This window comes from Agrobacterium tumefaciens, from assembly GCF_017726655.1.
GTDB lineage: Bacteria > Pseudomonadota > Alphaproteobacteria > Rhizobiales > Rhizobiaceae > Agrobacterium > Agrobacterium tumefaciens_B.
Window position 1 is genome coordinate 1,977,117 of record NZ_CP072309.1, and the last position, 19,762, is coordinate 1,996,878.

At 59.5% G+C, this 19,762-nt stretch carries 18 protein-coding genes and 1 pseudogene; 8 read left to right on the forward strand and 11 right to left on the reverse strand.

Annotated features, from left to right (window positions below):
- The first annotated feature begins 57 nt into the window (after nt 1-57).
- From AT6N2_RS23270 to AT6N2_RS23300, 7 genes are all read left to right on the forward strand, one after another.
- Nucleotides 58-1,548, forward strand: a complete 1,491-nt coding sequence (locus AT6N2_RS23270) for a sugar ABC transporter ATP-binding protein (protein WP_209091670.1) — start codon at nt 58-60, stop codon at nt 1,546-1,548.
- Nucleotides 1,541-2,557 (forward strand): ABC transporter permease, encoded by a 1,017-nt coding sequence (locus AT6N2_RS23275; protein ID WP_209091671.1) that lies wholly within the window; start codon nt 1,541-1,543, stop codon nt 2,555-2,557. The genes AT6N2_RS23270 and AT6N2_RS23275 overlap by 8 nt, the downstream gene beginning before the upstream one ends.
- Nucleotides 2,554-3,549 (forward strand): ABC transporter permease, encoded by a 996-nt coding sequence (locus tag AT6N2_RS23280; RefSeq protein WP_209091672.1) that lies wholly within the window; start codon nt 2,554-2,556, stop codon nt 3,547-3,549. The genes AT6N2_RS23275 and AT6N2_RS23280 overlap by 4 nt, the downstream gene beginning before the upstream one ends.
- Nucleotide 3,550: 1 nt before the next feature.
- A complete protein-coding gene (locus AT6N2_RS23285; protein WP_209091673.1) occupies nt 3,551-4,402 on the forward strand; it encodes a sugar phosphate isomerase/epimerase family protein in 852 nt (283 codons plus the stop codon).
- A gap of 37 nt (nt 4,403-4,439) precedes the next feature.
- Complete coding sequence (locus AT6N2_RS23290; RefSeq protein WP_209091674.1) at nt 4,440-5,105, forward strand: nucleoside triphosphate hydrolase; 666 nt, start codon at nt 4,440-4,442, stop codon at nt 5,103-5,105.
- Nucleotides 5,106-5,170: 65 nt separating this feature from the next.
- On the forward strand, nt 5,171-6,040 hold the full coding sequence (locus tag AT6N2_RS23295; RefSeq protein ID WP_144578693.1) for a sugar phosphate isomerase/epimerase family protein: 870 nt from the start codon (nt 5,171-5,173) through the stop codon (nt 6,038-6,040).
- 177 nt (nt 6,041-6,217) lie between these two features.
- A complete protein-coding gene (locus AT6N2_RS23300) occupies nt 6,218-7,207 on the forward strand; it encodes a hypothetical protein (RefSeq protein ID WP_209091675.1) in 990 nt (329 codons plus the stop codon).
- A 27-nt stretch (nt 7,208-7,234) separates the two neighbouring features.
- On the opposite strand, the gene ehuA is transcribed toward AT6N2_RS23300, so the two are convergent.
- The 11 genes from ehuA to AT6N2_RS23355 all read right to left on the reverse strand — a co-directional run bounded on the left by ehuA (nt 7,235) and on the right by AT6N2_RS23355 (nt 19,171).
- Complete coding sequence (gene ehuA, locus AT6N2_RS23305; protein WP_209091676.1) at nt 7,235-8,014, reverse strand: ectoine/hydroxyectoine ABC transporter ATP-binding protein EhuA; 780 nt, start codon at nt 8,012-8,014, stop codon at nt 7,235-7,237.
- Complete coding sequence (gene ehuD / locus AT6N2_RS23310; protein WP_209091677.1) at nt 8,011-8,703, reverse strand: ectoine/hydroxyectoine ABC transporter permease subunit EhuD; 693 nt, start codon at nt 8,701-8,703, stop codon at nt 8,011-8,013. The genes ehuA and ehuD overlap by 4 nt, the downstream gene beginning before the upstream one ends.
- Nucleotides 8,704-8,715: 12 nt before the next feature.
- A complete protein-coding gene (ehuC, locus tag AT6N2_RS23315) occupies nt 8,716-9,381 on the reverse strand; it encodes an ectoine/hydroxyectoine ABC transporter permease subunit EhuC (RefSeq protein ID WP_110758813.1) in 666 nt (221 codons plus the stop codon).
- A gap of 60 nt (nt 9,382-9,441) precedes the next feature.
- Complete coding sequence (ehuB, locus tag AT6N2_RS23320) at nt 9,442-10,293, reverse strand: ectoine/hydroxyectoine ABC transporter substrate-binding protein EhuB (RefSeq protein ID WP_063951729.1); 852 nt, start codon at nt 10,291-10,293, stop codon at nt 9,442-9,444.
- 61 nt (nt 10,294-10,354) lie between these two features.
- Nucleotides 10,355-11,368, reverse strand: coding sequence for a N(2)-acetyl-L-2,4-diaminobutanoate deacetylase DoeB (doeB, locus tag AT6N2_RS23325; protein WP_209091974.1), 1,014 nt, complete (start codon nt 11,366-11,368; stop codon nt 10,355-10,357).
- 5 nt (nt 11,369-11,373) lie between these two features.
- Nucleotides 11,374-12,552, reverse strand: a complete 1,179-nt coding sequence (gene doeA, locus AT6N2_RS23330; RefSeq protein ID WP_209091679.1) for an ectoine hydrolase DoeA — start codon at nt 12,550-12,552, stop codon at nt 11,374-11,376.
- Nucleotides 12,549-13,562: an ectoine utilization protein EutC gene (gene eutC, locus AT6N2_RS23335; RefSeq protein ID WP_209091681.1), complete on the reverse strand. Its 1,014-nt coding sequence runs from the start codon at nt 13,560-13,562 to the stop codon at nt 12,549-12,551. Before eutC ends, doeA begins: the two co-directional genes overlap by 4 nt.
- Nucleotides 13,559-14,578 (reverse strand): hydroxyectoine utilization dehydratase EutB, encoded by a 1,020-nt coding sequence (eutB, locus tag AT6N2_RS23340; RefSeq protein ID WP_209091683.1) that lies wholly within the window; start codon nt 14,576-14,578, stop codon nt 13,559-13,561. Before eutB ends, eutC begins: the two co-directional genes overlap by 4 nt.
- Before the next feature lie 68 nt (nt 14,579-14,646).
- Nucleotides 14,647-16,095, reverse strand: a complete 1,449-nt coding sequence (locus AT6N2_RS23345; protein ID WP_209091685.1) for a PLP-dependent aminotransferase family protein — start codon at nt 16,093-16,095, stop codon at nt 14,647-14,649.
- Between the two features lie 180 nt (nt 16,096-16,275).
- Nucleotides 16,276-17,679, reverse strand: coding sequence for an aspartate aminotransferase family protein (locus AT6N2_RS23350; RefSeq protein WP_209091687.1), 1,404 nt, complete (start codon nt 17,677-17,679; stop codon nt 16,276-16,278).
- Between the two features lie 13 nt (nt 17,680-17,692).
- Nucleotides 17,693-19,171 carry an NAD-dependent succinate-semialdehyde dehydrogenase gene (locus tag AT6N2_RS23355; RefSeq protein ID WP_209091688.1) on the reverse strand — a complete coding sequence of 493 codons (1,479 nt, stop codon included), beginning with the start codon at nt 19,169-19,171 and terminating at the stop codon, nt 17,693-17,695.
- 120 nt (nt 19,172-19,291) lie between these two features.
- On the opposite strand from AT6N2_RS23355, the pseudogene AT6N2_RS23360 reads away from it, so the two are divergent.
- Nucleotides 19,292-19,758: pseudogene (locus AT6N2_RS23360) on the forward strand (Lrp/AsnC family transcriptional regulator).
- Nucleotides 19,759-19,762: the final 4 nt, after the last annotated feature.

Sequence of the window (19,762 nt, forward strand, 5' to 3'; positions counted from 1 at the left end):
TTCATGCCGAGCGCCACGTTTGAAAACCATTCGGGGCGAAAGGAGATTGACGCTATCATGAGCGCAGAACCGCTCCTGTCCCTCAAGAATGTCAAGGTCACGTTTGGTGGCGTGCGTGCCCTCAAGGGTGTTGCCTTCGAAGTCAATCCGGGCGAAGTCCATTGCCTCGCTGGCGAAAACGGTTGCGGCAAGAGCACGCTCATCAAAGTGATAACCGGCGTTTATACGCCGGAAAGCGGTGCTGAGCTCTACTTCGACGGCAGGCCCATTGCGGCGATGAACCCGACGCTTGCGCAATCGCTTGGCATACAGGTGATCTGGCAGGATCTGGCGCTGTTCGACGAAATGACAGTGGCCGAAAACATTGGCTTCCAGTTTGCGGTAAATGGAAGATTTGGCCTCGTCGACAAGCGCGCCATTGAAAATGCTGCGGCAAGGGCGCTGGCGCGGCTTGGCGTGTCGTTTGATCTTGACAAGCCCCTCAAGGAGCTGCCGATTGCCCAGCGCCAGATCGTGGCGATTGCCCGTGCGCTGGTTGGCGAAGCCCGTCTCGTTTTCATGGACGAACCTACCGCGTCCCTGACGCAGTCGGAGACGGATTATCTGATCGACATCGTCCGCAACCTCTCGGCATCCGGTGTCGCGGTCGTCTTCGTTTCGCACCGTCTGGCGGAAGTGCTCGAGATATCGGATCGGATCACCGTTTTGCGGGACGGATCGCTTGTTGGTGTTTTCCCGGTCGAAGGCATGACGCAGTCGCGCGTGACCGAGCTGATGACCGGCCGCAACTTTGACAGTGCCGTCATTGCCGCCGATCACGATGACAAGCCGGTTGTTCTTTCCGTGCGCGGTCTGAGCCGGGCGGGTGAGTTCGAGGATGTTTCCTTCGATCTGCGGCGCGGAGAAACGCTCGGGATCACCGGCCTTCTCGGTGCCGGGCGCACGGAGCTGGCCCTGACGCTGTTTGGCATGCACCGACCGCAATCGGGCGAAATTCTCATCGATGGAAAGAAGGTCGAGTTTCATTCCAACCGGGATGCGATTGAGGCAGGTGTCGCCTATCTCTCCGAAGACCGGCTCTCACTGGGTTTGAATCAGCCGCAGTCCATTGCCGACAATCTCGTCATGGCCTCCCTCGATAAGTTGCTGAGCGGCGGCCTCATCTCGCCATCGAAAAAGGCGGATGTCGTTTCCCGCTGGATTTCAGCGCTCGGGGTGAAGATCGGCCTGCCGGAAGATCCGATCCGCACGCTCTCAGGCGGCAACCAGCAGCGTGTGGCAATTGCCAAGTGGTTGGCGATCGGACCAAAAATCCTCATCCTCGACGCACCCACAGTTGGGGTCGACGTCGGGGCGCGCGCCGGCATCTTCGAAATCGTCCGCAAGCTCGCGGCAGAAGGCCTGTCGATCATCGTTATCTCCGACGAAGCGCCGGAGGTCTATTTCAATACAGACAGGGTCATCCACATGGTCGAAGGCCGGTTCCACGCCACCTATGATCCGCGACGCCTGTCGCTGAGCGAACTGGAGTCCGCCATCTATGCGTAGGCTCATTCTCGGACATACGACCGAATTCACGTTGCTGGTGGTCATGGTCCTGCTCTGCACGGGGCTTTCTTTCGCCACCGACCGGTTCCTCACCATTTCAAATGCTTTCGATGTGCTGAACGTCTCGGCGGTCAACATCATCTTTGCGGTCGGCCTGCTCGTTGTGCTGATCTCCGGCGGCATCGACATTTCCTTCGCGGTCGCCGCTTCCGTCGTTCAATATGTCACCGTTCTGGCGCTCAATGTGCTCGGCGGCGGCAACTGGGCGGAGGGGTTCATCATCGCCGGTGCCGTTGGCCTTGGTCTCGGTTTCGTCAATGCCTTCCTGGTCTGGCGGCTCAAGATCATCTCCATCGTCGCGACCATCTCCACCTTCAACATCTTCTTCGGGCTGTTGATGTTCTTCACCAAGGGCGTATCGATCTACGACCTGCCGGAATGGCTGTCGACGCGGGTCGTGTTTTACGAGCGCGAGATGCCCGATGGTTCCTGGGTCGAACTGACGCTGCCTGTGGTGGTGATGATCCTCTGCTGCGTTGCCACCTGGTTCATGATTTCGCGCACCACCGTCGGGCGCAAACTTTACGCTTTCGGCGACAATCCGGAAGGCGCACGCCGCTTCGGGATCAATATCGGCGCCATGCATTACATTTCCTTCGGCTGGCTTGGCCTGATGGCAGGCATTGCCGGGCTCATGCAGGCCCATTACGCGCAGGAGGTGGTACCGAACGCGCTTTATGGCCGCGAGTTGGATGTACTTGCCGCAACGGTCCTCGGCGGTGCGCGGCTTGGCGGCGGCAAAGGTTCTGTCATCGGCTGCGTGCTTGGGGTGCTGATGGTGTCGATCACCCAGAACGGCCTCAACCTGATGGGGGTATCTCCCTTTGCGTTCAAAATGATCGTCGGTGCCATCATTCTCATCGCCATCACTCTCTCGTCCACCCGGTTCGACAGGCTCCTGCCGAGCGTCCTACGGACATCCACAAAGAAGGGGAGCGCCCAGCGATGAGCAGCCTCGTCAGGAAATTCAATGCGGTGTTCGGTCCGGACATGGCGGGGCCGGTGATTGCCTTCATCGCAGTCATGCTCATCTTCGGAACGTTAGCGAATAACTTTCTCTCGCTTGCGACGTTCGGCTCGGTGGCCTTTCAGCTGCCGGAACTGGGCCTTCTCACGCTGGCGATGCTGCTGCCGCTGCTGACGGGCGGGATCAATCTGTCAGTCACCTTTGCGGCCAATCTCTCAGGACTTGCCGCAGCCTGGGTACTCCAGGCCCATGGCGGTGTGGATGCGCCGCCGAGCGCCTTCTTCTTTGCCTGCCTTGCTGCATTTGCCACCGGCGGGGCTGCGGGTGCCATGACGGGTGCGGCGATCGCTTATACCCGCGCGCACCCCATTCTGGTGACGCTGTCGATGATGATTTTTTTGCGCGGCCTCGGCGAATTTCTGACCCGCGGCGGCGACGTGTCAGGGTTCCCCGCCTATATGGCGCCACTCGGTCACGGTACGCTTCTCGGCCTGCCAATCCCGCTTCTTATTTTTATCGTCTGCGTCGGCCTCTGGCATGTGTTGTTAACGCGTACCAAACTCGGCTTCGGCCTGTTGATGATCGGCTCGAACATTGAAGCCGCGCGTTATTCCGGCCTCAACACCCGCAAGATCCAGGTGCTCGTTTATACGCTCTCGGGTCTGATGTGTGCTGTCGCCGGCATCATCATGCTTGCCCGTTTCAACTCCGTCCGTGTCGGTCATGGAGAATCCTATCTGCTGATCACGGTGCTGGCGGCCTTTCTCGGCGGCATCAATCCGTTCGGCGGTTTCGGCCGGGTGCTGCCCGTTTTCGTCGCGCTCATCGTGCTGCAGCTCCTGTCGTCCGGCCTCAATCTTCTCGGCGCCAACCAGCATCTGGCCACCGCGCTGTGGGGCGTGCTGATGATCGTCGTCATGGCGGCGCGCGGTCTGTTTTCCAGTTACTTCGCATCTCTCAGAAAGAAGGTATGACGTGAAAGGCCTCGGTGTTCACGCAATGATGTGGTCTTTGAAATGGGACCACGAAAATGCCGCCCACGCCATAGCCGGTGCCGCTGCTTATGGTCAGGATTTCATCGAAATCCCGCTTGTCGATATTGCCTCCGTCGATGCGGAACACACGCGCAGCTTGCTGGAACGGCATGATCTCAGCGCGGTCTGTTCGCTTGTGCTTCCAGAGCCGGCCTGGGCGTCCGTCCGTCCGCAAGCCGCCGTCGAACATCTCAAGGCCGCACTCGACAAGGCTGCCGCCATGGGGGCGAAAGCGCTGACGGGTGTCACCTATGGCGGCACCAATGAGCGAACCGGATTTCCGCCGACGCAGGGCGAATATGACAATCTGACGAGGGCGCTCTCCGCGGCCGCCACCCACGCAAAAGCGCTCGGCCTGCAATTCGGCATCGAGACCGTCAATCGCTACGAGAGCCATCTGCTCAACTCCGCCGAACAGGCGGTGGCGCTGGTGGAACGGATCGGTGCCGACAACGTCTTCATCCATCTCGATACCTTCCATATGAATATGGAGGAAAAGGGCATCGCCAATGGCATCATCGCCGCCCGCAATCACCTGAAATACATGCATATGTCGGAAAGTGATCGCGGCACTCCGGGCTTCGGCAACGTTGCCTGGGACGAGGTGTTTTCGGCGCTCGCGGCCATAAGGTTCAGTGGCGTCCTTGCCCTTGAGGGCTTTGCCGCGATGCCGGAAGAGATGGCGGGCGCGATTTCGACGTGGCGGCCCGTCGCGGCCAGCGCCGAAGAGTCCCTCGCAAAGGGACTGGCCTTTCTACGCGACAAGGCAAATCAGTACCGGATTTTCGAGTAGCGGGTGGCGATAACCATTTTTCGAGGCGAGGGGCACCTTGGGTAAAATTGACGATAATGCCGGTGAAATTGCAGGCCTCGCGCTGAAACGGTTCGCCGGCTCGAATGGCCGGCGCGTGATGATTGCCATTACGGGCGCCCCCGGATCGGGAAAATCAACCATCGCCGAACGTGTGGTCGATGCCCTGAACGCGGGCAACAGTGTGTCCGCTGCGCTGTTTCCGATGGATGGCTTTCATTATGACGATGCCGTGCTTGAGGCGATGAACCGCCGCGCCTTCAAGGGCGCTATCGATACCTTTGACGCCCACGGCCTGCGCCATATGCTTGAGCGTCTGAAAGCCAATGAGGACGATGTCGTTGCCGTGCCGGTCTTTGATCGCGCCATCGAGATTGCCCGCGCCGGCGGCCGGCTGATCCCTCAATCCGTCGATATCATCGTCTGCGAGGGCAATTATCTCCTCGCCAGAGAAACGCCTTGGGATCGTCTGAAACCGATCTTCGATCTCACTGTCTTCGTCGATGTCGAGGAGGACGATCTGCGTGCGCGGCTGCGGGACCGATGGCTTGGTTTCGGTCTCGGCGAGGAGGAGATCAACCGCAAGGTGGAGGAGAACGATCTTCCCAATGGCCGCTTCATCACGTCCACAAGCGCAGAGCCGGATATTCGCATCAGAAATCCGGGGAAAAGTGCGGCGTCCTGAGCCCGCCTGAATGACGGCGCCTCCCCATTCAAAGTCAAGCGAAACAGAAAAGCGAAAGAGACACCATGAAACACGGCATCTATTATTCTTACTGGGAACATGAGTGGAGCGCCAAGTTTGGCCCCTATATCGAAAAGGTCGCCAAGCTCGGTTTCGACATCATCGAAGTCGCCGCCCACCACATCAATGAATATAGCGACGCCGAACTCGCGACCATCAGGCAGAGCGCCAGGGATAACGGCATCATGCTCACAGCCGGCATCGGCCCGTCGAAAACGAAGAACCTTTCGTCAGAGGATGCTTCGGTGCGTGCTGCCGGCAAGGCATTCTTTGAACGAACCCTTTCCAATGTCGCCAAGCTCGATATCCGCACCATTGGCGGGGCATTGCACTCCTATTGGCCTATCGATTATTCGCAGCCGGTCGACAAGGCAGGCGACTATGCGCGCGGCGTCGAAGGCATCAACGGCATTGCCGATTTCGCCAACGATCTCGGTATCAACCTGTGCATTGAGGTTTTGAACAGGTTTGAAAACCATGTTCTTAACACTGCGGCCGAAGGCGTCGCTTTCGTGAAGGATGTCGGCAAGAACAATGTGAAAGTCATGCTGGATACGTTCCACATGAATATCGAGGAAGACAGTTTTGGCGAGGCCATCCGGACGGCTGGGCCGTTGCTAGGCCATTTCCACACGGGCGAAAGCAATCGCCGCGTTCCCGGCAAGGGCAGGATGCCGTGGCATGAAATCGGTCAGGCTCTCCGCGAGATCAATTACAGCGGAGCGGTCGTCATGGAGCCTTTCGTCAAGACCGGAGGCACCATCGGGTCGGATATCAAGGTCTGGCGTGACCTCAGTGAAGGCGCCGACATCGCGAAAATGGACGAGGATGCCCGCAATTCGCTGGCGTTCTCCCGCTTCGTCCTTGGTGGCTGATTTGCGATAATATGCTGCCCGGGCGGTCGCATCTGCGGTCGCCCGGCCCAAACAGTCATCGCTATGGGCGGATTGCCGCCCCAGCCGTCATTGGCGAGTTGAACAGACGATCGCTTGGGGCTAAAGCTCCAGCGTCTCTTCAGGATCAGGACGATCCGCCAAAGGCCGCTGGTTTTTATGATCCCTGTCGCACTCCCATCTGTAGAAGCGCTGCTTCTCCTCGCCTTCCTTCTCGTCACGACCTGCGGCTGGGTCGTCTGGACCTTAAGTCTTCTTGTTCGATATGCGGCAGGACGCTGGAAGCGCCCGATGGTCCTGCCCTATGGGCTGGTAACCGCTGTCGCCCTATTCACCCTGTGGCAGATCGGCGATTTTTACCTCCAGATGAATGCCTATGAAAACGAGAGGAGGGCAAGCTATCGGCCGGAGCTTTCGGCGCCCGCACGGCTTGGCCAGATCGATATGCCCAAAGGCACGAAACTGGAACTTGCCATTGCGGATAACAGGGAGGCCTTCAGCCAGGCCGTGTTTCCGCATCCGGTGCGGATCGCCGATGTCGATGCTCTCGATATTGCCCGCTACATTGCGATCAAGACCAATGAGAATTACGAGACGGTTGGCTTTGCACCAGAGAGCATGCGGGTAACCGGTAATGGCGTGGCCATCCAGAGCGCATGGCGCTGTGACGCGACGCAGCCAGTGGAGTTCGACCTCAAACCAGATGGCGACATTTCCGCTTTCACGAGATGTGTTCTTGCCGATGGCAATGTCATCGATGGTATCCGCTTGCCAAAGGGCACGTCCGTCCGTTCATCCACCGGCAACGTCTATATCGACGGTTTTGTCGATCGAGACAGGTGGGTTGTTGATACGCCGGAAGGGCAGGTTGTCCACATCGACGATTTTGCCCTTGAAGATGTCACGTTAGCATTTGATGAAGGACGCAAGCTTTACGAAATTCGCAGTGCCAAGCTGTCGGAAGAGAAGAGCGTCGGCATGGATCGCTTCCCGCCCGGCACCGAGATCAACCTCAATTCCCGGCAAATCCGAGGGGAGTATCCTGGTGCCTGGTGGCTGAGGCCGTCTGCTGGTCTCACAGCACCAGAGGCAGGCAGGTCAATGGTGTTGAGCCGCGACGGTAAGGTTCTTTCCATCCGACCGGATTGAAATTTCTGGCGACGGCGCCTGTTGCATTCACCGCAGGACGGACGAAAGAAACTCGCGTGTCCGTTCTTCCCGAGGCTGGCCGAAGATTTCGTCCGGTTTTCCCTGTTCACAGATACGGCCCTTGTCGAAGAAACAGACGCGGTCCGAGACTTCGCGGGCGAACCGCATTTCGTGGGTGACGAGGAGCATGGTCAGATCATGCTCATGGGCAAGGTCGCGGATAACGGACAGCACCTCGCCGACCAGCTGCGGGTCAAGCGCCGAAGTGGGCTCGTCAAAAAGCAGGACACGCGGGCGCATCGCAAGCGAGCGGGCAATGGCGACACGCTGCTGTTGGCCACCAGAAAGCTGTACGGGATAATGATCTTTCTTGTCCGCAAGTCCGACCATCTTCAACAGTTCGAGCGCACGCGCCTCGGCCTCTCCCCGGCTGATGCCGAGAACCCGCACCGGCGCTTCCACGATGTTGCGCAGCACGGTCATATGAGGGAAGAGATTGAAGCTCTGGAAAACCATGCCGACATGGTTCCTGATCTGGCGAAGATGCTTTTCAGAGGCTTTGAAAGGTCCTTTGCCTCCCGGCTCATGGTAGGACAGGTCGGCAAGGGTCAGCTTTCCCTCCTGGAATGGTTCCAGCGTCATGAGAATGCGCAGAACCGTTGACTTGCCGGAGCCGGAGGGACCTATGAGGGTGACCTTCTCGCCCTTCGCGACGTTGAAATTAAACTGATCGAGCACCGTCAGAATGCCGAAGCGTTTCGTGACGTCGGAAAATTCGATCAGTGGCTGATTGATGTGATTGGTCATCGCAAGGGTATTCCTGCTTTTGGAAGCGCCCTTTGCAGGCGGCTGAGGCCTGCCGAGCAGATTATGGTCAGAAGGAGGAAGATCAGGCCGACAAGCGTCAGCGGTACCAGATATTCGAAAGTTCGCTCGCCGATCATGTTGGCAAGCCCCATCATTTCAAGAACCGTCACGACTGAAAGCACAGGCGTCTCCTTGATCATGGCAACCAGATAGTTGCCCATGGCCGGAACGATGCGCGGAATGGCCTGCGGGATGATGATATCCCTGTAGGTCTGCATGCGTGTGAGATTAAGCGCCGTCGCTGCCTCCCATTGCCCGTGATGCACCGCCTCAATGCCGCCGCGATAGACCTCGGACGTATAGGCGGCATATTGCAGGCCGAGCGCCAGCGCGCCAGTCAGAAACGCCGGCAGGACAATGCCGAAATCCGGAAGCACGTAATAGAGAAAGAACAGCTGCACCAGAAGCGGCGTATCGCGCAGGAATTCAACCACAAGCGCGGTCGGCCAGGCGATCATCTTCACCCGGCTGCGGCGCAGCAGTGCAAAGACCAGCCCCAGAACCAGCGCAATGGCAAAACCGGCGGCGGCGGCTTTCAGCGTCACCGTAAGCCCGATCAGAATGATGGGCAGGATCGAGGTGGTGTAGGTGAGCCAGGTGGTCGTGTCCCAATCGTAACCATACATCATGAGAAGATATCCTTACGAATGGCGCGTGCGCGGGAAGACGTTGCCACGGCGCACGAAGCGTTCGATCACCCGAATGACCACCATCAGGATCAACGACATCGCGAAATAACAAAGCAGCGTGACCGAATAGATGCTGGCGCTATCGAGCGTCAGGTTGCGGATCGACTGCGCCGCGAAGGTGAGGTCGGCAATCGAGATTAGGGAGACGAGCGAAGAAAGCTTCAGCGTTTCAATGGCGAGATTTCCGAAAGCCGGCATCATTTCCACGACCGCCTGCGGCAGCGAAATGCGAAACAGTGTCTGCATCCGCGTGAAGTTCAGTGCGCGTGCGGCTTCCAGCTGCTGCACCGAGACGGAAGACAGCGCGCCACGAACGATTTCTGCCCCGTAACCTCCGGCGTGGGCGGCAAGGACCAAAACCCCCGTCGTGATCGGATCGAAGCTCAACCCGACCAGCGGCAGGGCATAATAAAACCAGAAGAGCTGAACCAGCAGCGAGGTGCCGCGGAACACTTCCGTATAACAGAGCGCGATTGCCGACAGGATCGGGCCGCCCTCGACGCGCAGAATCCCGAAGAAAAAAGCGAGCACCGTGCCGACGACAAGGGCTGCGAGCGTAATCGTCATGGTGACGACGGCGCCTTGCCACAACATCGGCAGATAGGCAGTCATGTCCATCTGGAGTTTTCCCGAATTCCCGAGGAACGGCGCCCGGTTATGCCCAGGCGCCGGCTGGCATTATTTGCCGGCGCAGAGATCGGCGACCTTCTTTTCGGCCGCTGCCGCGATACTCTGTTCGGAGAGGCCGTATTTGGCGAGGATTTTCTTGTAGTCGTCCGTCTTGCGGAATTCGACGAGGGCGGCGTTGAAGGCGTCACGCAGCTCCTTGTCTTCCGGGCGGAAAGCGAATCCGCCGTAATTGCGCACCGGCGCATCCTTCACGACCGGATCGGTGAAAGGCTCGACCTGTTCGACATTGGCCTGACCCTTGGCGAGTTCCGAAACCGTCAGCTCCGTGGCCGCATAGGCGTCGGCGCGGCTCTGGACGGTGGGAATGGCATCGGCATTGGCGGGGATGAAGACGATCTGCTCTTCCTTGACGCCGACGGCGCGCAGGAAGTCGACATTGTTCGCGCCCGACACGACGGCCACCTTCAACGAAGGGTCCTTGGCGATGTCGGCATAGGTGGTCAGCTTTTTCGGGTTGCCCTTCTTCACCAGCAGGCCTTCGCCATAGGACGAATTCGGTTCGGTAAAGGCAACCTGCTTGCAGCGCTCGGGTGAGATGTTCTGTTCCGCGGCCGCAAAATCGAAGCGACGGGCCTTGAGGCCGGGGATCAGCGTGCCAAAGGGCGTCACTGTCCAGTTGACCTCTTCGATGCCCATCGATTTCAGGACCGCATTGGCCACATCCGGGCCGATACCGGCGGAGGTGCCATCCGGCTGCATGTAGGAATAGGGTACCTCATTGGCCGTGGCGGCCCGGATATAGCCCTGGCTTTTGACTTCTTCGACGGTCAGCGCACTGGCTGACGTCGCGCCGATGGTAAGGGCGAGGGCGGAAAGGCCGGCAAGTCTTGTCATACGCATGTTCTTACTCCTCTGGTTGGGTTGCGTGGTCCGTTTTCGGATCTCACGGTGTTTCTTCTGGCTAGGGATTCTCCGTGACCGTGGCGATGACGGAAAGGCAGTCTCCGGCCTTGATAAGGCCTGGAACGTGGCGTGCAGCGAGCAGGCCACTGATGGAGGCGCGGTAATCGACAGGCGCAAGGCCGGTTTTGCCGATAGGGTAAACCCGGGCAATTGTTTCACCTGCCGTGACCGCGTCTCCCAGATCGCGGACGAAGACAACGAGACCGTCGTCTTCAGCAAAGGTGAAGCAGTCACTGGAGGGCATATCCAGCCAACGGCTTGGCGCGGGAACGGGCGAACCGGCCAATATGCCAGCGTGGCGCAGCAGATTGACGATGCCTTTCCGGGCGATATCGATCGATTTCGCGCTTGCCGTGCCGGCCCCGCCGAGTTCCGTGGTGACAAAGACCTTTCCCATCTCCTCGACGGTCGTGTCCAGCATGCCGACGGCGTCGATTTCCAGCATCTTCATCGAGTAAGGGGCGGCAAAAGCGGCTACCGCATCAAAACAACGGCTTTCCTGAGTTTTGTCGGGCAACTCGTGCGCCGCTGCATAGGGCAGGAAATCAAGCGTCCTGCCGCCGGAATGGAAATCGAGAACGATATCCGCGAGCGGTATCAAATGACGGGTGACGTAGTCGGCGATCTTCTCCGTCACGGTACCATCAGGGCGGCCGGGAAAGCTGCGGTTGAGGTTTCCCCGATCGATGGGCGAGGTGCGCGTTCCGACACGGAAGGCCGGGTAGTTGAGCGCTGGGACGATGATGATGCGGCCTTTCACCTCGGCTGGGTCGAGTGTCTGGGCGAGTTCGAAAAGCGCGGCCGGCCCTTCATATTCGTCACCATGATTGGCGCCGGTCAAAAGGGCGGTCGGCCCCTCGCCATTGGCGATAACGCAGATCGGGATCATCACCGAGCCCCAGGCACTGTCATCGCGGCTGTAGGGCAGCCGCAGATGACCGTGTTGCACGCCCTTGCCATCGAAATCGACGGAGGGCGTGATCGGGGAGGGGCGAAGCGCGGTCTTCAACATCATCCTCAGCCTTTCACGAAGAGTTGCCGCGGCACATTGGAAAGGCACTCGACACCGGTTTCGGTGATGGCGATGCTTTCGGTGATCTCGAGCCCCATGTCTTCCAGCCAAAGGCCGGTCATGAAATGGAACGTCATGCCGGGTTTCAGCTCCGTGCGGTCGCCGGGGCGAAGGCTCATGGTGCGCTCGCCCCAATCTGGCGGATAAGAAAGTCCGATCGGATAGCCGGTGCGGTTGTCCTTGATGATCCCGTATTTTTTCAACACGGCAAAAAAGGCATTGGCGATGTCTTCGCAGGTATTGCCGGGCTTGGCTGCGGAAAGACCGGCCTCCATGCCCTCGAGCGTCGCTTTTTCCGCATCGAGGAATGCCTGTGTCGGCTTGCCGAGAAAGACAGTGCGCGACAGCGGGCAATGATACCGCCTGTAAGCACCGGCGATTTCGAAGAAGGTGCCTTCGCCTGAGCGCATCGGCTTGTCGTCCCACGTCAGGTGCGGCGCGGAGGCGTCGGCACCGGAAGGAAGGAGCGGCACGATGGCGGGGTAATCGCCGCCGAATTCGGCGGTGCCACGAATGCCGGCATCGTATATTTCAGCCACGAGATCGCACTTGCGCATGCCTGGTTCAATGACGTCGACGATACGCTTGTGCATCAGTTCCACGATCTTGCCGGCCTTGCGCATATAGTCGAGTTCGGTCGGGCTTTTGACAGCACGCTGCCAGTTCACGAGGCCGGCGGCATCCTTGAAACGTGCGTTTGGCAGATGTTTGTTCAGCGATGCGAAGGCTGCTGCCGAGAAATAATAATTGTCCATTTCGACGCCGACCGTCAGGCCGGACCAGCCCCGTTCCTCGATGATCTGCGACAACAGGTCCATCGGGTGCCGTTCGGTCGACTGAACGTAGTGATCGGGGTAGCCGATGATATTGTCGTGGCCGAGGTATGCCGTGCGCTTGGCTCCATTCGCATCCTGTTTGCGGCCGTACCAGATTGGTTCGCCTTCCGGCGGCACGAGCACACACTGATGGACATAGAAGGACCAGCCATCGTAACCTGTCAGCCAATGCATATTGGATGGATCAGTGACCACAAGCAGGTCAATACCGGCCTTTTCCATGGCCTTGCGGGTTTTAGACAGGCGCGCGGCATATTCCTCGCGCGTAAAGTTCAGCGATACGCTCACGCTGCGTCTCCCATTGTTACGCTGTTCTCGATGATTTGGCCGCTGTCCGCGTCTTTGGCGCGGGCAAAGGCGAGATTGGCGATGGCTGTGTCCTGCACGCCGGTGCCGGTCAGATCGACAAAGGTGATGTCGTTGGCCGACAGACGGCCCCGCGCCTTGCCGGCAATCACGTGCCCAAGCTCGGCGAAAGGTTGATCCCGTTCGACGCGACCGGCGGCAATCGCGTGATGCAATTCGCCGAGAATGCGGGTCTGCGTAAGCCTGTCCGCGACGTAGAGCGCCTTGGCGAAGACGGACGGATCGATCTCGTTCTTGTGTTCGGCATCCGATCCCATCGCGGTCAGATGTTGGCCGTCTTCCAGCCAGTCTGCGAGCAGGATCGGCTTTTCGGCCGGTGTCGTGGTGACGATAATGTCAGCGTTTCGCACGGCTGCCTGTGGATCAGCCACGGCGGAAACGTCGATGCCGTGCTCTCTGGTAAAATCGGTTGCGAGCTTTTCAGCCTTGTCATGGTTTCGTGCCCAGATCCGGGCCGATTTGATCGATCGCACCAGCGTCAAAGCCTCGAGCTGCAGACGCGCCTGCATGCCCGCCCCGAAAATCGTCGCGACGGACGCGTCCTTTCGCGCCAGATGCCGCGCGGCGACTGCGCCAGCCGCAGCGGTGCGCACATCGGTGAGATAACCGTTGTCGAGAAGCAGGGCCTCTACCAGCCCCGTCCTTGCACTGAAAAGGATCATGAGACCGTTGAGGCTCGGCAGACCAAGCTTTGGATTGTCGAAGAAGCCGGGACTGACCTTGATGGCAAAACCGTCGAAGCCCGGCACGTAGGCAGTCTTCACATCCACTTCGCCGCGAAATTCGGGAACATCGAGCCGCATGATGGGCGGCATGGCAACAGCTTGCGTTGCAAGGGCGGCGAAGCCCTGCTCGACACAGTCAACCGCGGAAAGGTCGAGCTTCACGACGGCGCGCAGGTCTTTTTCCGTGAGAATGGTAATACGGTTCATGCGACGCCTCCGTCGACGATACTCTTGTGGAGCACGGGGTCGATGTTTCCGCCCGATACGATGATGGCGGTTGGGCCGCTGATCTTGACCTTGCCGGAGAGGATTGCGGCAAAACCAACGGCGCCAGCGCCTTCGACTGTCAGCCCCTCTTCGCGTGCCGCATGACGGATACCGTCTGCGATTTCATCTTCGGAGAGCAGCACGATCTCATCGAGGAGTTGCTGGCAAAGGGAAAATGTCACGCGGTTTGCCAGTCCGATCCCGCCGCCGAGCGAATCTGCCAGCGTCTCTTCCTCTCGGACCGAGACGGGCCGGCCGGCTTTGACCGACGCATGCATGGCCGCACCCCGCTCCATGGAAATGCCGATGACCCGCGCCTCCGGTTTCAGCGCTTTCACCGCGACGGCGATACCGCCCGCGAGACCGCCGCCCGAGAGAGGAATGAGAATTGTTTCCAGGTTGGGCATGTCTTTAACGACCTCGAGGCCTATCGTGCCCTGGCCAGCCACGATGTCGGCATGATCGAACGGGGGGATAGCGGTGAGGCCGCTGCTTCTGGTCAGGCGCTCCACTTCCTCCTGCGCGTCATCCTGCGACCTACCGACGATTCGGACCTCCGCACCGAGCGCGCGGATCGCCTCAACCTTGTTCGCCGGCACCAGCGCCGACATGCAGATCGTGGCGGGAATACCGAGTTTCTCTGCTGCATAGGCGACGGCCCGGCCATGATTGCCAGTGGAGGCGGTGACGAGACCACGCCTGCGTGCCTCATCGTCAAGCGAGAGTATGGCGTTCATCGCACCGCGCAGCTTGAAAGCGCCGATAGGCTGAAGGGTTTCAAGCTTGAGGTGAACGGGATAACCGACGCGTTCGGAAAGATTGTCTGAGCGAACCAACGGTGTTCGCTCAACTCTTCCCTCGAGCCGCTCCGCAGCCTGTTCTATCGCTTCCAGTGAGACCGGCAGCGGGTTCTTGTAAACCGACATGGACAGGTTTTCGCTCTTCATGATTGTCATGTTGAGAGCGAAGTAAAATCATGTCAATTATTATATTGTAATGATTCAATGATTTTCGGGCGACGACCTCAGCCGATCGAGCCGATATCGTAGACGGGCGGCAGTTGTTCGAAGGTCTGCCGCACTGTGGTCAAAGCTCTGGTAAGAGTTGCATGATTGAGGCGGCCGCCGAGGCATATGCGGATGCCGCCGCCATGGCCGGGCCCGGCAATAAAGGGTTCCGATGGGGTTACAGCGACATTCTGGGTCGTCAGCGCGCGCACCAGGCCGTCCTCCGTCCAGCGCGTCGGAACCTTCAGCCAGGCGCAGAAGGAAAGGGGATGGGTCGAGGCGATATGCTGGCCTAGGATATCCAAGGCAATTTTCTGCCGCGCCCGTGCCTCGGCGCGCTGCACGTCCAGCAGCCGCAAGGCAGTGCCGTTTTCGACCCAGCGGGTCGCTATCTCGGCCGTGAGATAGGTTCCGCTCCAGCTCGATACCCGCAGGATGGACGCGGCGCGGATGGAGTAGGCCGGCGGCACGACTAGATAGCCGACGCGCAGCCCCGTCAGGACCGCTTTCGTGAAGCTGGTGACGAAAAAGCCGAGATCAGGCAGCATTTCAGTGATGGATGGCAGATCATCCTCGATGATCGGCCGATAGACTTCGTCTTCAATGACAAAGATGCCATAGCGTTCAGCGATAGCGGCGATCGCCTGCCGTCGCGCCGGGCCCGATACATGTCCGGTGGGATTGTTGAGGGTGGGAATGAGCACCAGCGCGCGCACACCTCCGGCTGAGCACGCGGCCTCCAGCGCATCCGGCAATATGCCCTCCTCATCCGTGGGCAGGCCCTTGAGGCTGAAGCCGAGGATGTTCGACAGGCCGATAATGCCATGGTCCGTCAGGCTTTCGCAGAGAACCACGTCGTTCGAGCGAATGATACAGCTCAGAGCGAGGAAAATACCGTGAGCTGCGCCATTGGTGACGAGGATACGTTCCGCCCCTGCGCTAACACCCATCATGCCAAGCCAGGAGCGCGCGGTTTCCCGGTGGCTCTCGAGGCCCGCGACGGGGCGGCACGGGCGCATGAAGCCTGAATTGTCCCCCTCTGCCATCTCCCGCAGAATGGCGCGCGAGGCGCTCTCATGCTCGTCGAGATAGACGCCCCTGATAATGGAGAGATCAAGTACCTCGGTAGGGCTGTGATCGAGCATCATGCGGCCCGCGCGGTCCGTCACCCGTGTCTTCACGAAGGTGCCTCGGCCGATCTCGCCGCTGAGATAACCCAGCCGTTCGGCCTCCTTGTAGGACAGGCTGACTGTCTGGACAGACAGCCCGAGTTCACGGGCCAGATCGCGGTGGGTCGGCATGCGATCCATCGGCTTCAGAACGCCGGCGTCGATATCGGCGATGATGCGTTCGGTCAGTGCCGAATGTTTCGTTTCGCCCTTCTGCTTGGCGAGAACGGGCCGCCACGCCACCGGTGCAGTCGCGGAAACCGGATTGAGGGTAGGTGAATTGGCTTGGCGGCGCATGAAATTGTCTCGTTTTAGACGAAGCGGATTTCATGACATTATGCACGGTTCGGCGAAAAGATGAAGCCTTATGCAGCGAAGACGGCAACTGCGCTGCAAAGAGGCGCAGTTGCCGTCGAAATGAGCAGCAGTTGCCGTCGAAATGAGCAGCAGTTGCAGCTGTTCAACGCCGATGCTGCGTCAGATTTTTTCTCCTGCCCTCACCAAATCGTCCATAACGCTGCGAACGGCGGATTCGGCGATGGCGATGATCTCGTCCACCTCCGCCTTTGTTGTCACCAGGGGCGGTGCGAAGCCCAGAATATCGCCATGTGGCATGGCCCGCGCAATGAGGCCACCATTGCGTGCTGCCTTCGAAACGCGTGCGCCAACCGCAAGACCCGGTGCAAAACGTGTCTTCTTTTCACGATCCGCCACGAATTCTATGGCGCCCATTAGGCCCACGCCACGCACTTCGCCGACGATTGGAAGTTGGGCGAACTTGGCCTTCAACTGCTCCTGAAAATAGCTGCCGACGGCGCGCGCGTTGCCGGGCAGATCTTCCTTTTCCACGATATCAAGCACGGCGTTTGCTGCAGCCGCGCCGATCGGGTGGCCGGAATAAGTATAGCCGTGGGAGAAGGCGCCGACGCGGTCAGCGCCGTCCTCCATCACCTTGTAGACTTTTTCTCCAACGATGGCGCCTGAGAGCGGGAAATAGGCCGAGGTGAGACCCTTGGCGACGGTGATGAGATCGGGTTCGATGCCGTAATGCTGACAACCGAACATGGAGCCCGTGCGACCAAAGCCGGTGATGACCTCGTCGGCGATCAACAGGACATCATATTTTTTGAGAACATCCTGTATCGCCGTCCAGTAGCCTTCCGGCGGTGGCGTGATGCCGCCCGTACCGAGCACCGGTTCGGCAATGAAAGCGCCGATCGTGTCGGGGCCTTCGCGCAGAATGAGCTCTTCCAGTTCGTCGGCGCGCCGTTTTGAGAATTCCAGTTCGGTTTCACCGGCTTCAGCGCCCCAATAATGGTGGGGGACGCCGGTATGCAGCACGCCAGCGCGCGGCAGGTCCATGTGGTCATGATAAAAGCTCATGCCGGTCATGGAGCCGGAAACCACGCTGCAGCCGTGATATCCCCGCTCGCGGGAAATGATCTTCTTCTTCTTCGGCTTGCCGCGCAGGTTGTTGTAATACCAGACGAGTTTGGCCTGGGTCTCGTTGGCGTCCGAGCCCGACATGCCGTAAAACACCTTGCTCATCTTGCCGGGAGCCATCTTCACCAGCCGGTCTGAAAGGATCGCCAGTTCGTCCGTCGTGTGGGCGGCGTAAGAGTGATAGTAGGCGAGCCGATAAGCCTGACGGGAAATGGCTTCCGCCACCTCGGTGCGACCGTAGCCGACATTGACGCAATAAAGCCCGGCAAAGCCATCGATCAACTGCTTGCCATGCGCGTCCTGAATGCGGATGCCCTTACCGGTTTCAACGATGGTCGGTTCCCCTAGCTTGCCGCTGGCGAAGTCCTTCAGCTGCGTGAAGGGATGCAGAACCGCATTTCGATCCATTTCCGCGATATTTTTGATGTCGATGGTCATAGGCGGGTTCCTTTCAGGCAGCCAGATTGCCGAAGCAGACATATTTGGGTTCGAGGTATTCCAAGAGGCCGTGACGCGAGCCCTCGCGGCCAAGGCCGGATTGTTTCCAGCCGCCGAAGGGGATCGGCGCGCCGGTAAATTTCGGTGTGTTGACGGCAACCATGCCGTATTCCAGCTGGTCGGTCAGGCGCATCGCCCGGCCGAGATCGTTGGTGTAAAGATAGGCAGCAAGGCCCATCTCCGTCGCATTGGCGCGTCTCACGACCTCCCGCTCATCATCAAAGGGCAGGATGGCGGCGACCGGCCCGAAGGTCTCCTCGCGCGCGATCAGCATCTCGTCCGTCACATCGGCGAGCACGGTGGGGGTGACGAAATTGCCGCCGAGCGGGCTGTCCTGGCCGCCGCAGACAAGGCGTGCGCCGGCAGAAAGCGCCTGCGCGATCTGCTGACGGCACTTTTCGGCGACGGACGGTCGTGTCATTGGCCCGATGTCGATGCCAGGCTCAAGACCATGGCCAACGGTCAGTCTGGAAGTCGCGTCGGCAAACCGCTCAATGAAGCGGTCATAAAGCCCGCGTTGAACATAGATGCGATTTGCCGCAAGGCAGTCCTGTCCCGATGTGGCGAATTTGGCTGCGAGGCAGCCCTTCACGGTCTGGGACAGGTCCGCATCGGCGAAGACGATGAAGGGAGCGTGGCCGCCAAGTTCCAGCGATGCTTTCTTGATAGTCGCCGCCGATTGCGTGAGGAGGAGCCGTCCCACCTCCGTCGAGCCGGTGAAGGAAAATGCCCTTACCTCCGTATGCTCCAGCAGGCGGCGCGCAAGTGGCGCGGCTTCTCCCGGCAAAACCTGCAATACGCCGGCCGGCATGCCCGCTTCCTGCGCGAGCTTCGCCAGGGCCAGTGCCGAAAGCGGTGTTTCCGGCGCGGGTTTGACAATCATCGTGCAGCCGGTAGCAAGGGCGGCGCCCGCCTTGCGAGCGATCATGGCCGAGGGAAAGTTCCAGGGGGTGATGGCCACCGTCACGCCGATCGGCTGCATCCGCACGGAAAGATTACCACCTTTGAGGTGGCTCGGAATAGTTTCGCCGTAGGATCTCTCACCTTCGCTCGCAAACCAGTCGAGAAAGGCGGCGGCGTAGGAAATTTCGCCGAGCGACTCAGAGTGCGGCTTTCCCTGCTCGGCAGTGATGATTACCGCTAGATCGCCGGCGTTGTCGCGCAGCAGCCGGCCCCATGCCCGCAGAATGTCACCGCGTTCGACCGGCAGCATGTCCCGCCACGTCGCAAACGCCCTGCCAGCTGCTTCCACGGCAACCTCGACGTCATCTTCGGTGCAGGCGCAAACATCGAGCAGAGGCTCGCCATTTGCCGGATCGGTGACGAGAAGCGTTTTCCGCCGTTCTATCCATTGCCCATCCAGCAACGCGCGATGCTCCACGAGGTCTGGCCTTTTCAGGCTTCTAAGCGCAACGCCGGCGATGGCTTTCATGGGCAGGCTCCTTTTCCGTTGCGGGAAGCTTACCGGCAAGGCATCATTGATCGGCAGCGTTTCTGCATGCCTTGGTGCAGGAATAATGCTCTTTATGGGATAAAGACGCAGGAATTGTGCATGACCGATATCGATAGAGCCGACCGGGCGTTGCTCGAAGCCGTTCAGAAGAACAACCGTCTGACCTCGGAGGAGTTGGCGAAGATCGTCAACCTCTCCCAACGGCGTGCCAGCGGCGCCTCAAACGCCTGCGTGAAGAGGGGGTGATCGAAGCAGATGTCGCCATCGTCTCGCCGAAGGCGGTGGGCCGAGGCATTACCATGATCGTACTCGTTTCACTTGAGCGCGAGCGCGCCGATATCGTCGATCGCTTCAAGGCGGCTATCCGCGCGACCCGCGAAGTCATGATCGGTTATTACGTCACGGGCGACGCGGATTTCATTCTGGTCATCACCGCCAGGGACATGGAGGACTACGAGGCTTTCACCCGCCGGTTCTTTTATGAGAACCACGATATCAAGGGCTTCAAGACCATGGTCGTCATGGATCGTGTAAAGGCCGGATTTTCCTTTCCGATCGAGGTTTGACGAC

Coding starts and splice junctions, on each gene's coding strand:
- ehuD (WP_209091677.1), bottom strand. CDS start 8,703: ATGATGTATGGTTACGATTGGGACACGACCACCTGGCTCACCTACACC.
- eutC (WP_209091681.1), bottom strand. CDS start 13,562: ATGAACCGTATTACCATTCTCACGGAAAAAGACCTGCGCGCCGTCGTG.
- ehuB (WP_063951729.1), bottom strand. CDS start 10,293: ATGCGTATGACAAGACTTGCCGGCCTTTCCGCCCTCGCCCTTACCATC.
- AT6N2_RS23295 (WP_144578693.1), top strand. CDS start 5,171: ATGAAACACGGCATCTATTATTCTTACTGGGAACATGAGTGGAGCGCC.
- AT6N2_RS23350 (WP_209091687.1), bottom strand. CDS start 17,679: ATGACCATCGACATCAAAAATATCGCGGAAATGGATCGAAATGCGGTT.
- AT6N2_RS23275 (WP_209091671.1), top strand. CDS start 1,541: ATGCGTAGGCTCATTCTCGGACATACGACCGAATTCACGTTGCTGGTG.
- doeB (WP_209091974.1), bottom strand. CDS start 11,368: ATGTTGAAGACCGCGCTTCGCCCCTCCCCGATCACGCCCTCCGTCGAT.
- AT6N2_RS23345 (WP_209091685.1), bottom strand. CDS start 16,095: ATGCGCCGCCAAGCCAATTCACCTACCCTCAATCCGGTTTCCGCGACT.
- ehuA (WP_209091676.1), bottom strand. CDS start 8,014: ATGACCAATCACATCAATCAGCCACTGATCGAATTTTCCGACGTCACG.
- ehuC (WP_110758813.1), bottom strand. CDS start 9,381: ATGGACATGACTGCCTATCTGCCGATGTTGTGGCAAGGCGCCGTCGTC.
- AT6N2_RS23355 (WP_209091688.1), bottom strand. CDS start 19,171: ATGAAAGCCATCGCCGGCGTTGCGCTTAGAAGCCTGAAAAGGCCAGAC.
- AT6N2_RS23270 (WP_209091670.1), top strand. CDS start 58: ATGAGCGCAGAACCGCTCCTGTCCCTCAAGAATGTCAAGGTCACGTTT.
- eutB (WP_209091683.1), bottom strand. CDS start 14,578: ATGACAATCATGAAGAGCGAAAACCTGTCCATGTCGGTTTACAAGAAC.
- AT6N2_RS23300 (WP_209091675.1), top strand. CDS start 6,218: ATGATCCCTGTCGCACTCCCATCTGTAGAAGCGCTGCTTCTCCTCGCC.
- AT6N2_RS23280 (WP_209091672.1), top strand. CDS start 2,554: ATGAGCAGCCTCGTCAGGAAATTCAATGCGGTGTTCGGTCCGGACATG.